Genomic DNA, 14,263 nt, shown 5'->3' on the forward strand with positions numbered 1-14,263 from the left:
ACGCGCCATGCAGCGCCACAGAAAGTAAGAAGGGCACCGGCTCGGCGCGCGCTTTGCTGTAAAGAAGTGCCGTCGCGACACAAAAAATCGAGCCGCGCGGCGCCAAATCGCCGAGCGGCTCGTTCTGTATTGGTTCGACTAGCTAGCCGTTATTCTTCGCGCCGGCGGCGAAGAGCAGCTGCGGCGATGGCCGCGGCGCCGGCGAGGGCAAGAGGCGCGATGTCCGCACTCGGGTCGCCCGTCTTGGGCACAGCAGTGTCACCGGACTTCTTTGCGGCCTTCACGCCGGAATCATCGCGCTCCGGAGTCACGGGCGAAGCCGGGGCCGCAGGCGTCTGGTCAGGCGCGGGCGTCGGGTCCGCGACCTTCTTGAAGTGCGCGACGGCGTGAGGCTGCGCGTTCCCCATCACGAAGGTCGTGGTCGCGGCCCGCGCGTCTACGAGTTCAATGCCGCCGCTCGCGACCTCCCAGTAGTCGAATTCATAGCCGTCATCGGGCGTGGCAAAGATCGTCACGGTTTCGCCGGTCGCCGCCGCCTCGGGCGAGCAAGAGGCGCTGCCGCCCTCATCGTCGGCCACAGAGACCCTGACGTTAAACTTGGTGACGCTCGGGTCAATCGGCGTCCAGCTCAGCGAGAAGTTCGCCTTAACCTCGACATTCTGGTTACCCACGGTAAGGGTTGCCTGCGCGGCGCCCGCGTCATCGATCACGGCATCGCCGGAGACGACGGTCCAGCCGGTAAACGTATAGCCCTCGTTGGCCTTGGCGGACAGCGTGAGCTCAGCGCCCGGCTTCGCGCCCTGCAGCGCCTCGTCCCCAGAGGTCATGTCCTCGACGAGGCCGTCGCCGGTGAGCTCGACCACGCCGTTCTGGCTGTCTTCGATCGTGATGCTCGGCAGGATCGTGAGCGTGCACGTGCCAAGCGTCGGGGCAAAGTTCTTGTTTTCGGTCACGGACACCTGGATGTCGTGGTCACCGGGCTCCTCGCTCGAGTCTGCACGCGAGACGACGGGGTTGAGGGCGTCACAGACGGTGGTCACGAGGTCGCGATCGCCCTTCCAAGGCGCTGTCTCGGCCGCATCGTCCTCAACCGTGAATCCGAGGTCGGGATCCTTGGCGCCGGAGACCTTGTACAGAGGCTCCCTGGACGGGGAGAAGGTCGCCTGCGGGGTGATCGTCACCGGGCGCGGTTCGATCACAAGCGTGGCTTCCACGCTGGTGCCGTTGATGTTTCCGTTGCCCGGGAAAATCGCGAAGGTTTTGTAGGTGCCGGCGTCGGTGGGCGCGGCGTCCTTGCCTCCATAGCGCATGAACAGCTGGTCGGAGACGTCGATGGTGCCATCAGCGATGGTTGCCGTCGCCGTGAGCCCCTGAGCGGCGCCGTTATAGGTCACGGTGGCGTCGTTCACCGAGATGCTCACATCCGCCTTGGCGATGGTGAAGCGCGCGACCGCAGCGGCGCAGTCGTGCGTGGCGTCGCCGGCGTACGTTGCGATCACGGTGTAGCTGCCCGCGTTGGTCGGGGCCGTGGCGCTCATGTAGCGCTCGCCCATAGAGGTGGTGCCCATATAGAGGAACGTAACCTCGGCGCCCTCGATCGGGTTGTCGTCCGGGTCGGTGACGACGGCGGTCGGGCCCTGCGCCGTGCCGTTATAGGTGAACGCGTCGCCTGTGATCGTCACCTTGGTTTCGTTACGGCCGATGGAGAAGGCGCGGCTGATGGGCTTGACAAGGTAGTTGCCGCCGATGACCGTTGCGGTCTCGGTATAGGCGCCCGGGACGCGCGGGGCCTCGCAGCTGAGGTACGCCTTGCCTTCGGCAGTAATGCCGGCGTACGTAACGTGGACGTTGGCCTGCCCGGTAATGTTCTTATCGCCGTCGAAGGCATTGGCGCCAAAGGTGAAGTTCTGCGCTTCGTCATAGGAAAGAACCTTGTGCGGCAGCTGCTCTTTCCACTCGAGGCGGACGTCGGCCGTCTTTGGCGCGATGGTCAGGTAGCCCACGCCAACGGAGGTCTTGTAGTTGCTGCTCGCGGTGGCGGCAACGATCACATAGACGCCCACCTTGGAGGGGGTGCCGCCGAGAGCGACCGTGGACGAACCGAGGCCATACTGCGTGAGCGTGTTCAGCACGGTCTTGAGGCCGTCGACGATCTGCTCGGGGTTCTCGACGCCGGCGAGCTTGAGCATCGCCGTGAGGGCGGACATCGCCGCGTCATTGTTGACAATCTCGGCGAGCTCGCCCAGCGAGATCCCCTGATCGAGTTTGAGGACCTGGTTGATGAGCTTCTGGACAGCGGGCGAGTAGTAGCTCAGGTCGATGGACACATAGCCCTTGGCGTCGCCGTCGATGCCGGCGATCACGGTGATGGGCTTGGTCTCCTCGTTGCTGGGGTCGGAGTCCACCAGGTCGGAGATCTTCACGGTCTCGCCGTAGGTGAGGCTCTTGCTGGTGACCTTGACCTTGGACGGCGCCTTGGTCACCGTGACGGTCACGCCCTCGAAGCTGCAGGGCTGGTAGCCGAGCTGGTCGCCCTCACTTGCCGTCCCCTTGTACTTGACGGCCACGCCCGCGTACTCACCGACGTCGGCGGGCAGCTCGATCCCGTCGAACTCGAGCGAGTCGGCCGCGACGCCGGGCACGGTCACGGTATTGCCGGCGTCGTCGGTATAGGTGACACGCAGATCGAGCGCCTTGTAGAGTTCATCGCGCATGGCGTCCGCGTCGGCGTTGTACCGGATGGAGACGTTGGTGTTGCAAGACAACTCAGTCTTGTAGCGCCCGTCCACAACCTTCACGGTAAGCTCGACGGAAGAGCCGGGGTACTGGTCGTTCCCGGCGTACGTAATGCGAATCTGCTCGGTGGAGCCGTCGCCGTTTGCACCGAACTCGTGCTGGCCGAAGTCGAGCAGACCGCGCTTGAAGTCGAGAGGCTGCCAGACGTCGACAAAGCTTCCGCCGGCGTTGAACTTGATCTCCACGTCATCGGCGGAAAGACCCGCGGGGACACTATTCTGCTGGTCGAAGACCGCGTTGAAAACCAGCTGCTTATAAGCGCTCTTGTCGCTGCGACCCAAGACGCCGACCTCGGCACCGTCAATGCCCTTGATGCCGGCCTTTGCGGTGCTCACCTTAAGGGTGTAGTGGCCGTCCTTCGTGAGCACAGGAACACCAGTGACGGTGGCCACGTGGTTCGTATATGAGCTCGCGCCGAGTGTCACCTCGCTGCCATCGGCATCATTCACGAGCACGATACCCATGACGGCGTAGCCGTCCTTGGGCTTGGCCACGATATCGCCGGGGTTCTTATAGTTGACGACGATGTTGCCGTCCTCGCCCGCGGAGGCGTTGCCCACGGTCGCGCTATCCAGGCCCTCGTCGCCCTCGACCTTGATGTTCGCCTGAACGGCGGCCTTATAGCTGATGACGATGTTGGAATCGGCGCCGCTCGGGATGGCATAGGAACCGTCCTCGTTGGGCGTGAGCTCGACGCCGCCGTTCATGACGGAGACGATGTCGTAGTCCTCGACCTGCTTGGCGGTGAAGGTCTTGATCGCGCCCTCGTCGATGTCGTAGCTGGTGGCAACGGCATCGTCGATGAGTGCCCCACCGTCGGCACAGCCAGCGGCGTTGAACGTCGCGGTCCAGTAGCGCTGCAGATCGAAGCTACCACAGTCTTTGTAACCCCACTTCTTGGGATTCAAGGGCATATCGTAGTACTGCACCGAATACGTTCCGCTGGTCAGGTCGAGCACCTCGTTGCTGAGCGCCCACCCAGGCTCGACGACCGTCTCGTTACCGTTGAGCACGATCTTGTAGTTTGTGACGTGCTTGCCGAAGGTGTTGTAGAGGAATTCGCGCAGTTCGCTCTTGGTCAGCTTAGCGTGATAGCGCAGCGACTCGGCCGCTTGCACGCCAATGAGGCTGCTCGCCTCCTGGTCGGAGGCAACCTCTCCCGCAGGACTCTCGCCAATGGGGTCGCCCTGCGGCTGGGACGCGTCGTCCGCCGAGGCAGCATCCTCGTCAACGGTCGGCGCGGGCGCCTCCTTCTGGTCCTCAACCGAACCCGCGGGCTTCTCGCCATCCGACGTGGAAACCCCCTCATCGGAGGAATCCGAGGCGCCTTGCGTGGTCCCGGCTGCTGCTCGGCCATGGGAGCCTGTCCATCGACCGCGTCGGCAATCGCTGCGGTGGGTACCTGCCCGACGACCATCGCGAGCGTCACGCCTGCAGCGACGACCCGGTCTAGATGTTCCTTCTTCACATGATTCCTTTCAATCGAGCCACAGGGACATTCATGGTCCCGCGACATGAAAAATCATTTTGGCATTACTCCACCGCCTATGGCAACGGCGCGGAGCGGCAAGAAGCGCAAGGGGCACGCTCACCGGGGATTTTTCCGGTGAGTGCGCGCTTTTCTTGCCCGCACGACAAAGCGCGCACCCAGTGACAAAATCGCGCCCCAAGGGGCCCAAAACTGTCACTTGATGCGCACTTTTCTACAAAGAAGTGCCCATACCCTACGCACCGCGCGGCGCGAGGCGCAAAAAAGCGCCCGGAGCGTGAACTCCGGGCGCTTCAGTCGGCCGATGGCTGCGCAGTCTTACTTCTTGACCTTACCGTTGCGGACAGCCCACTTGCGGCGTTCGGTCTCGTTGAGGATGCGCTTGCGCATGCGGATGCTCTTCGGCGTGACCTCGACGAGCTCGTCGTCCATGATGTACTCGAGGGCTTCCTCGAGCGTGAAGGACTTGGGCGGGGTGAGCTGCACGGCGATGTCGGCGGTGGAGCTGCGCTGGTTGCCGAGGGACTTGGTGCGCGCGATGTTGACGACCATGTCGCCGGGCTTGGAGCGCTCGCCGACGAGCATGCCCTCGTAGCACTCGTCGCCGGGGCCGACGAAGAGCTGGCCGCGCTCCTGCAGGGTGCCGAGCGCGTAGGCGACCGCCTTGTCGGTGCTCATCGAGATCATGGCGCCGTTCTGGCGGACGCCGATCTCGCCGGCGTAGGGGCCGTACTCGAGGAACGTGTGGTAGAAGACGCCCTCGCCGTGGGTGACGTTGAGGATGCGGTTCTTCAGGCCCATGATGCCGCGGGTCGGGATCTTGAACTCGAGGTGGGTCTGGGTGGTGCCGGTGTCCATGCTGGACATCGTGCCGCCGGCGTTGCCGAAGACCTCGATGACCTTGCCGGAGTACTCGCCCGGGCACTCGACGACGGCCTGCTCGACCGGCTCGACGGTGTGGCCGTGCTCGTCCTTCTTGAACAGGACGCGCGGGCGACCGACCTGGAACTCGAAGCCCTCGCGGCGCATGGACTCCATAAGGACCGAGAGGTGCAGGATGCCGCGGCCGGAGACCTCGATGCCGGTCTTGTCGGGCAGCTCCTCGATCTTCATGGTCACGTTGTTCTCGCGCTCCTGGAACAGGCGCTCCTTGAGCTGGCGGCCGCCGACGATGTCGCCCTCGCGGCCCACGAGCGGGGAGGTCGAGGCCTCGAACACGATGGAGAGGGTCGGCGGGTCGATCTCGATGGGCTCGAGCTCGACGGGGTTCTCCGGGTCGGTGTAGACGTCGCCGATGTCGGTCGAGTCGACGCCCACGACGGCGGCGATGTCGCCGGCCACGGCCTCGGTGCACTCCTTGCGGCCCAGGTAGTCGAAGGTGTAGAGCTGCTTGACCTGGCTCATGGCGCGGGAACCGTCGTTCTTCACGACGAGGATCTTGTCGCCGTCGTGGATGGTACCGGAGTAGATGCGGCCGATGCCGATGCGGCCGACGTAATCGGAGTGGTCGATGGTCACGCACTGGAGGGCCAGCGGGCCGTCGGGGTTCACGTCGGGGGCGGGCATGTCGTCGACGATCATGTCGAGCAGCGGGTACATGTTGTCGTTGCCGTCGTTGGGGTCCAGACGGGCGAAGCCGTTGACCGCGGAGGCGTACACGACGTGCTCCATGGCGAACTCGAGCTGCTCGTCGGTGGCGTTGAGGTCGGCCATGAGGTCGAGGCAGTCGTTATAGGCCTTCTCGGGGTCGGCGCCGGGCTTGTCGATCTTGTTCACGACGATCATGACCGAAAGGCCGGCCGCGATGGCGTGCGAGAGCACGAAGCGGGTCTGCGGCATCGGGCCCTCGGCGGCGTCGCACAGCAGCAGCGCGCCGTCGGCCATGCGCAGGACGCGCTCGACCTCGCCGCCGAAGTCGGCGTGGCCCGGGGTGTCGATGACGTTGATCTTGATGTCTTTGTACTCGATGGAGATGTTCTTCGCCAGGATGGTGATGCCTCGCTCGCGCTCCTGGTCGTTGGAGTCGAGCACGCGCTCCTCTACCTGCTGGTTCGCGCGAAAGGCGTCCGTGGCCTTCAGCAGCTCGTCCACGAGCGTGGTCTTGCCGTGGTCGACGTGCGCGATGATGGCGATGTTCCTGATGTTCTCCTGGCGCATATGTCCCTCTCGATGTCTAGGTGCCTAGCTATTCGGCAACTGGCTTAGTATACAGCGCGAACGGCACCGTCACGGCTTCTACAGGGAGAAGTGCTGGCAGGACGGGCCGCCGCGACGGCAGCGGGGCGCGCGGCGGCGCTACAGCAGCGGCTCGACCTCGCCGGCGGGAGCAGGCTCGGTCCAGCCGAAGGTGTCCTCGTCGCCCGTGACGTCTACCAGGGAATACGCCGAGTAGCTGCGATAACCGCGCTCGCCGAACTCGAGGATCACGGCGTCCTGGTAGGCGCCTTCCTCGTCGGCGATGGCCCCGCGGTACGCGAGCGCGTAGCGCACGGCGTCCGCAGACTCCGCCGCGGCCTTCCGCGCGCCCTCGAGGCACTCCTCCGGGCCGTCCTCGGCGAACTCGAGGCTCTCGATGTGGCCCGACTCGTCGCCGAGCGCGAGCAGGACGTGCAGGTCCTCACCCACCGCGAGCACATCGAGGGCGCGGCCGAGGAGCGTGCTCGCGAGCTCATCGGTCTTGTGCGAGACGCCTTCGCGCCGCTCATCGGTTTGTGGCATCGGGTTCCTTTCTTCGTGGCCCATTGCCACGATAGTACCGCAGCGAGCCCGGTTCTTTGGGAAGCGGCGCCTTAGACGATGCGGCTTCCTTGAAATCGAGTGCCTTGGCTCCGCGCTTCAGCCGCGCTCGAGGGGCAAGAAGAAGAGCGGGGCGCCAGATCTCGGCGCCCCGCCCGGTGCTTTCGGAGCCGGCAGCCCCTGCGATTTAGGGACAGTGCCCCCCGCTGCCTCTAGAACTCCCGGCGCCTCCGCGCGAGCCTGACGGCGATCGCGACGATCACGCCCCCGACAGTCGCCAAGAGGGTCAGCGTCGTGGCGGCGAGCAGGTCATCACCGGTTTTCGGGGTGCGCCCGGCCGTGTTGCGGGCCCGCGTCGTCGTGGTCGTCCCTGTAGGCGTGGAGGGCGGCGTATATGTGTTCATGAACACCAGCGCGCCGCCCTTCGCGTCGTTCGTCACGGTCGCCACGAGCTGCCCCTCGCCGTTGTCCTTGACCTCGACGGTCACGGCGTAGGCGTGCTTGTCGTACGTCACGCGGTCTTCCTTGCCGTTGACCTCGCTCACCTTGAAGGTATACGTCCCGGCGTTCTCGAACACGAGGTGCGGGAACGCCACGTTGCCGTCGGCGTCGTTCGTCGCGGTGAGCTCAACGGCCTTGCCGTCAACCTCGCCCGTGAGCAGGAAGGTGAACCTCCCGCGGGCGAGGGCAGCGCCGCGCAGGACCTTCTTTGCGCTGATCATGACGTCTGCGGGGGCGGCGGTGTAGGTGTTCTCGAACACAGCATCGGCCGCGTACTCGGCCTTCGCCACGAGGTGGCCCTCGCCGTCGTCAGTGACCGTCACGCTGACCTGGACGGATCGCCCGTCGTACTTCACGCCGCCGCGCGGCTCGGCCGGCACGAGCTCGCGGATCGTGTAGGTGTACGTGCCAGGGGCCGTGTACTCGATCGCGTCGAAGGAGACGTTGCCGTCGGCGTCGTTCGTCGCGGTGAGGACGGTCTGCCCGTCGGCACCCATGAGGGCGAACTCGAACTCGCCGGCGACGAGGTCGCGGCCCTCGAGGCTCTTGCGCGCTGTGATGGAAGCGCTCGTGCCCGTGACGTCGTAGGTGTTGATGAAGGCCAGGTCAGGAGCATCGAGATGCCTGGCGGAGGCCACGTCGGGGCCATCGACGAACTCGGCGCTCAGGTGCCCGGCGCCGTCGTCGGTGACCTTGATGTAGACGTCGCGGGAAGCGCGGGCGTCGTTGGCGACGCCGGGCAGGCTGCCGGACTCGGTGACGACGTAGCGGAAGATGCGGCTGCGGGGCCCGGGGGCCTGGGCCGCGGGAGCGGCGGCGATGCCGGCGTCAGCCTGGGGATCGGTCTCCAGGGCAGGATCGTCTGCAACGACCTGTGCGCCGTCCACCTTGCCATCGTTCACCGCGAGGCGGATCGCGCTGCGTTTAGGCGTCCAACGGGCGACTGCCGCCACGGGAGCGAGCTCCTCTGCGGGAGCCTCCTGGACCACAGGGGTGTCGGCCAGGGGCGCGGGCTCCTCCTCGGCCAGGGGCGCGGGGTCAGGCTCGGTCTCGGGCACGCTATCGACCTCGGTATCAGGCTCAGCGTCGAGCTCCTGAGCATCGGCGCCCGGCACCGGCGCGAGGTCCGTTGCGCCTTCGGCCTCGGAATCCTCGCCCATGATCTCGGAGGCTTCGTCAGCCGCGCCCTTCTTGCCCGCGGCGCCGTCGTCCGCCACTACCGGGGTATCCAGGGGCGCAGCGGCGTCCTTCTTTGCCGCCTCCTCATCGGCGACGTCCTCGGCCTGCGTCTGCGTGCCGCCGAAGGTGTTCTCGAGCGTGAAGGTGATGCCGCCGAAATCGACCGTGCCGGAGCCGTCGTTCGTCGCGGACGTGTGCTCGGGCATCGGCGCGTCCTCCTCGCCTGTCACGGTGAAGGTGAACTTGCCCGTGATGTCCGCGGGGCCCGTCAGGCCCTCGGGCACGTTGAGGGACTTCATGCCTGTGAGCGATATGGTCGCCTCGGTCGGCTGGTACTCGTTCACGAACGCCAGCCCACCATCGGGATACGCGACGTCACAGGTCAGGGTTCCGTCGCCGTTGTCGGTCACGTTGACGGTGACGCCGAACGTGCTCGCCTGCGCGGTGATGCCAGCGTCGGCAAGCCCCGCCGTCGCCTCGCGCGCCACATAGCCCACGGACCATCCGGTGCCGGTTCGGGAGGCGAGCCCATCGGCCACGAGCTGCCTCAAGCTGTCCGTCGTGTAGCTCAGGCTACCGAAGTCGACGGTTCCTCCCGCGTTGCCCGCCCGCGCCACGACGTTCGCCGGGTCGGCCGCATACGCGAGCTCAAAGGAGAACTCACCGTCGGCCATCTGCCTGCCGGTCAGGGTCTTCGTCCCGGAGATCGCCGTGGTCGCGCCGCCCGCGGAGTAGCGGTTCACGAAGTTGATGACGTTGGGCGCGCCCCCGACGCAACCGGCGTCGGAGGTATACGTCCAGGACTGCTCCGCGCCGCCGCCCGTCGCGACGGTCGTCACGCTCAGGCGCCCTGCCGCGGGGTCGTCGGCCACGCTCACCCGAATGTTCCACGTGGCACCATCGCAGGTAAAGCCGGCGCCGGGATCGGACTCGGTCACGGTGTAGCCCCAGCTCTTCCCAGCGTCCCGCTGCGTAAAGACGATCTGACCGCTCGTGGCGGCGATGGTCGCCGCGACGCCGTCGGTGAGCGCCGGGGAGGCGTAGGTGCCCGCGATGCCCAGCACGTCATCGCCCTCGGGCGTGACGGTGAAGCTGAACTTGTCCGCCTCCGCGGAGGCGCCCACGAGCGTCTTCGCGATGGAGAGCCCACCCTTTGCGTCGTAGTCGAGCTCGACCGAGTAGCCGTTCTCGAAGGTCGCGGAGCCGGAGATGAGCGACGGTGTCGCCACGAGCTTGCCCGTCGCCGCGTCGTCGACCACGCTCACCCGGACGCGTGCCACGTTCGCGCTGTAGGTCATGCCGTTGACGACCTGACCGGCGTTCTGCTCGCGGACCTCATACTCGTAGCTGCCGGTCGCGTTGTACGTGATGGTTCCGAAGTCGAAGGCCGCGCGGCCGTCCGCGACGTCGGCGGCCGTCACGGTCGCCGTCGTGCGCTCGGGCATCGGCGCGCCCTCGGTCACCGCGGCGAGCTCGAAGGTGAAGGAGTCGCCGTCGGCCCAGTCGCGGCCGTTGAGCTTCTTGCCCAGGCCGAAGGTCGCGGTGGCGAGCTCGCCGGGACCCGCCTCGTAGCTGTTCACGAACGCCACTTCATCGCTCGCCTCGCCATCGACCGTGGTCGCCGCCGTGATCGCGCCGTTGAGCGCGTCGTCGACCTTGATCTGGACGGAGTGGGTGCCGGCGTCGTACGTCACGCCGGGGAGCTTCTGGTCGGCGGCGGGCACGGCCTCGCTCACGGTGAAGCTGTAGGTCTTCCCCACGTTCTCCTTGGTGAAGGTGAGGCCGGCGAGCTTCCTCATCTCGTCCTTCTGACCGGACTCGAGCGGGCCGCCGTTCACGAAGCTTCGGTCCGCGTCGGAAAGAAGCGCCTCGGAGTCTTCGTCGTCGCCCTTGATCTCGAAGGCGAACTCACCGGCCGCCATCTCGCGGCCGTTCAGCACCTTGGTAACGTTGATGCCGGCGTATTCCGCGTCCGCGGGCCTGTACGCGTTGAAGAAGCTCGCGCCCTCGACGCCGTCTATGGCCTCATCGGAGTAAGTGGTGGACTCGACGACGAGCGCGCCGTCCTGGTCCTTGACCTTGATGGTCGCCGTGCAGATGTGGCCGTCGTAGGTCATGCCACCGGCAGGCTCGGCGGGCGGGACCTCACGGATCTCGAAGACGTACTCGCCAAGAAGCGAGAAGGTCGCGTTTCCGAAGTCGAAGGCCACGCGCCCACCGTCCTTCGCGCCGGCGACCTCGGCGGATGCCGAGAACCCGGAGACACCGCCCTCGGGGCCGCTGACCTGCTTGGCCTCGAAGGAGAACTTCTCGCCCTCGAGCGCGTCGCGGCCGGTCAGGGTCTTCGTGCCGCGCAGGAAGCGCTCAACCTCTGCGGGAGTCGTCTCGTAGGTATTGTTGAACGTCACGGACGGGTTGTCGGTCGTGGGGCCGTCGAGCGTGTGCTGGACGCTGAGGGTGCCGTCCCCGTTATCCGCCACGGTCGTCGTCACGGTATAGGTCGCGGGATCGTAGGTCATGCCCTTTTCTGTGTTGCCGCCGTTGACCTCGTGGAGCGTGTAGATGTGCGTGCCCGCGGCCTTGTAGGTCACCTTGGACAGGACAACGTTGCCGTCCTCGCCGTTCGTTCCCTCGGCCACCACCTTGGCGGCGCCCCCCTCGCCCTCGACGAGCTCGAAGGAGAACTCCCCCTCCGCCATGTCGCGTCCGGTCAAGGCCTTGCTCACCTTAATCTGATCGGTCACGCTGGATTCGCTCGGGGTCACGTCATAGGTGTTGGTGAAGGTCGTTTTCTCAGGCTTGGTGACGGCGGCGGAGAACTTGCCGTCCTTGTCGACGGTGACGACCACAGTGACCTTGATGCGATCGGTGCTGTACGTGACGCCGTCCTTGACGTGGTCCGCAGTGCCCTCGGGCTCCTCCTCGTACACCTCGTACTCGTAGGTGCCGACCTTGGTGAAGGTGATCTTGCCGAAGTCGATGGCAGCGCGGCCGGACTCGTCGAGGTCCGCCTTGGTCACGGTGACGACGGCGGAATCGCCCTTCGCGCTCTGGCCCTCGCGGTCCCCGGACGTGAGGTCTATGCGGAACGTGAACTTGTCGGAATCGGTCCAGTCACGGCCGTCGAGCACCTTGGACAGGCCGAAGCCGGCCTTGGTGTCGAGCTCGGCAGGCGTGGTGGCGAGGCTGAGCGTAATCCTGCCGTTGTTGCCCAGGCGAGACTCGATGTGCGTGGCGTTGGAGACGCTCGCGTCGTCGTTCCACCGCGGGTTCAGCACGTCGCGGGCGGTACCGGTGGCATTATCGCCCACAGCGGTCTTCTCGGTGTGGAGCTGGTTGATGAAGGCGAGGCGCGCAGTGCCCTTGGCAAAGGCGTAGCCGCCTCCCTCGATGGTGAGGGCGCCTTTGAAGCTCGCGATGGCGCCGCCGTCGACCGCGATCACGGTATAGGCGTCCTGCGGCTTCCCGTCTTTGCCCTGCGCTACGTACTCGTCCTTGTAGTAGTAGGTCACCCCGCCTTGGGGGGCGCGCGCCGCGCGGCGCGTGCACGCCTCGTCGGTATAGAGGGGCGTCGCCTTCTGGAAGTAGTAGTACCTGTTGGTGCTCGACGGCTGGAAGCTGGCAATGGTGTCGCCCGGCGCGCCGCCGGACCATTTATTGGCCAGGAAGCTCAGCGTGTCGGCTTCGCGGTCCCAGTTTTCGTCGATATAGTCGCTCAGGCCAGGTGTGTCGCCGGGCTCAAAGAGGTGGTCGCGCGCGGCGGCCTTGACGCTCGAGGCGTACGTCACGCGCAGGGGCATGACGCTGCCGATGTCCGCGACCTCGAACGTGCCCTTGGCCTCATCGACCTTGTACTCGCGCAGCGGGATGAGGGACGCGGGCACCTGGACGGTAACCTTGTCTCCCTGCCGCGGGTTGTCCTCGCCCGCGCGCTCGACGGTGATCACCAGGTCGTGGGCAGCCCCCGAGAACTCGTAGGTGTCGACGTTGCCGTGGGAGGTCTTCGCGGCGGTGGGGAACGTCGCGCCGCTGATCTGGGCGCTCCGGAAGCTGTCAACCTGCATGAAGTCGCCCAAGGTGTCCGTAAACGTGATGTAGCCGGACTCTCTCGCCTCGAAGCCCTCCTCGATGTGGGTGGGGTAGCCCGCACCCGTGGTGATGGACTGGGAGATGCCCTCGAATACCTTCTTGAGCTCGGAGGATGTGGCCGCAGACTGGTAATAGTCGGAATCCTGCGCGCGAGCGCCGAGCTTATCGCTCGTGTAGGAGGTGGCGGCCGGGTAGTTGCTCGATACGGCATGCATGAACTTGTTCTCGTCGCTCGTGCCGTATTTTGTAGGGTCGGCCTTCGGGTTGGCACCGGCGAAGATCCCGATGGTGTATATCGTGGTCCCTGAGTCCTTCATGGCCTTCGCTGTAGAGACGGCGTTGCTCGCGACCGTAGGGTCGAAGTCACTGCGAGAGGTCGGCTTGCCATCGGTAAAGAAAACCACGATCTTCTTTGCATTGGCGCGACCATAGGTTTTCAGCTCCAGCTGAGCGAGCTTCATGCCATTGTCGGCGCGCGTGGGACCGGAGGGGTCGATCTTGTTGACGGTGTCCTTGAAGCTGCTTGACGAGCCGCTGTTGCACACAGAGAGCCTCTTCATGACCTGCGTGTAGTTATACGTGTACCCCCCGTCGCGGTACTTGCCGTTTCCGACCCCATTGTTCTCGTCACCCGCGAACTTGACGATGGCGACCTGGTGCTGTTTCTCGGCCGAAAGGCCCTCGTTCTGCTTTGCGATGGTGTCGATGAAGGACCCGGCCGCAGTTTTGAGCGCGTCAACTCGCTTGGTGCTGTCAGTCGAGCCCATCGGGTCATCCATCGAGCCGGAGACGTCGAGCACGAGCACGATGTCGAGCGGCATCGACTGGGTCACGGTGGTGTTGGACGTGGACGACATGACGGAGAGCGTGGTCAAGAAGTTCGATTGGTCCTCATCGCCCGCTGCCTCAACGGTCTTGTCGGTCCAGATCCGCCCGACGTTCTGGGTCGAGAGCCGTGACTCGTCGCCTCCTCCCGCTGTCCAGTGTTTCCAGCGGTCGCGCGTATCGGGGTCGACCGTCGTGGTCGCGGCGGGCCCCTGCGCGGAGGTCTCCTCCGCGATGGCCCGCATCGGTGCCGCGAGCGCGAGCACCCCGGTCAGGACAAAGACACACGTGAGCACGTATGCCAGGGTAATCCGCACGGCCTTCTTCATAGGGCATCACCGCTTTCTCTGTAGCGAATGCAGACCTGTCTACGTTGAGCGTACGGAACGGCGATTCACGGCGGTAGTGAACATTCGTCCCAAAAATGGCCAAAACACAGAGGGGCGCTTCTTTTTCGCTGGTCACGAGGCGTGGGACAACTGTCCCAAACCACAGATAAATCTCGCGGCGCCGCGGCGAGAGTAGCCGCCGGGAGCTTTGCGGCGCCCGGGCGGCGGCGCGCGGGCGCGATGGAACGGAGCGAGAAGGACGCCAGAGGGCTTTACGACGCGCAGGGGCACAGAGGCGCGGCAAAAATGGGCGCTGTGG

At 65.6% G+C, this 14,263-nt stretch carries 4 protein-coding genes; all 4 read right to left on the reverse strand.

From position 1 onward, the window contains the following. Window positions 1-149: 149 nt before the first annotated feature. Window positions 150-3,914 carry an InlB B-repeat-containing protein gene (locus tag ACT84W_RS02045; RefSeq protein WP_444328034.1) on the reverse strand — a complete coding sequence of 1,255 codons (3,765 nt, stop codon included), beginning with the start codon at window positions 3,912-3,914 and terminating at the stop codon, window positions 150-152. A gap of 689 nt (window positions 3,915-4,603) precedes the next feature. Then, the gene (typA, locus tag ACT84W_RS02050) at window positions 4,604-6,442 is read right to left on the reverse strand and encodes a translational GTPase TypA (RefSeq protein ID WP_417575236.1); all 1,839 of its coding nucleotides are present in this window, start codon (window positions 6,440-6,442) and stop codon (window positions 4,604-4,606) included. Window positions 6,443-6,580: 138 nt separating this feature from the next. Then, window positions 6,581-7,003 (reverse strand): hypothetical protein, encoded by a 423-nt coding sequence (locus ACT84W_RS02055; RefSeq protein ID WP_432290610.1) that lies wholly within the window; start codon window positions 7,001-7,003, stop codon window positions 6,581-6,583. A 230-nt stretch (window positions 7,004-7,233) separates the two neighbouring features. Next, window positions 7,234-13,944: a Spy0128 family protein gene (locus ACT84W_RS02060; RefSeq protein ID WP_444328035.1), complete on the reverse strand. Its 6,711-nt coding sequence runs from the start codon at window positions 13,942-13,944 to the stop codon at window positions 7,234-7,236. Window positions 13,945-14,263: the final 319 nt, after the last annotated feature.

It is taken from the genome of Paratractidigestivibacter sp. (assembly GCF_052362415.1).
Classification (GTDB): Bacteria; Actinomycetota; Coriobacteriia; order Coriobacteriales; family Atopobiaceae; genus Paratractidigestivibacter.

Bases quoted from the DNA above. Each gene is read 5' to 3' on its own strand.
- typA (WP_417575236.1), bottom strand. From the start codon at position 6,442: ATGCGCCAGGAGAACATCAGGAACATCGCCATCATCGCGCACGTCGAC.
- ACT84W_RS02055 (WP_432290610.1), bottom strand. From the start codon at position 7,003: ATGCCACAAACCGATGAGCGGCGCGAAGGCGTCTCGCACAAGACCGAT.
- ACT84W_RS02060 (WP_444328035.1), bottom strand. From the start codon at position 13,944: ATGAAGAAGGCCGTGCGGATTACCCTGGCATACGTGCTCACGTGTGTC.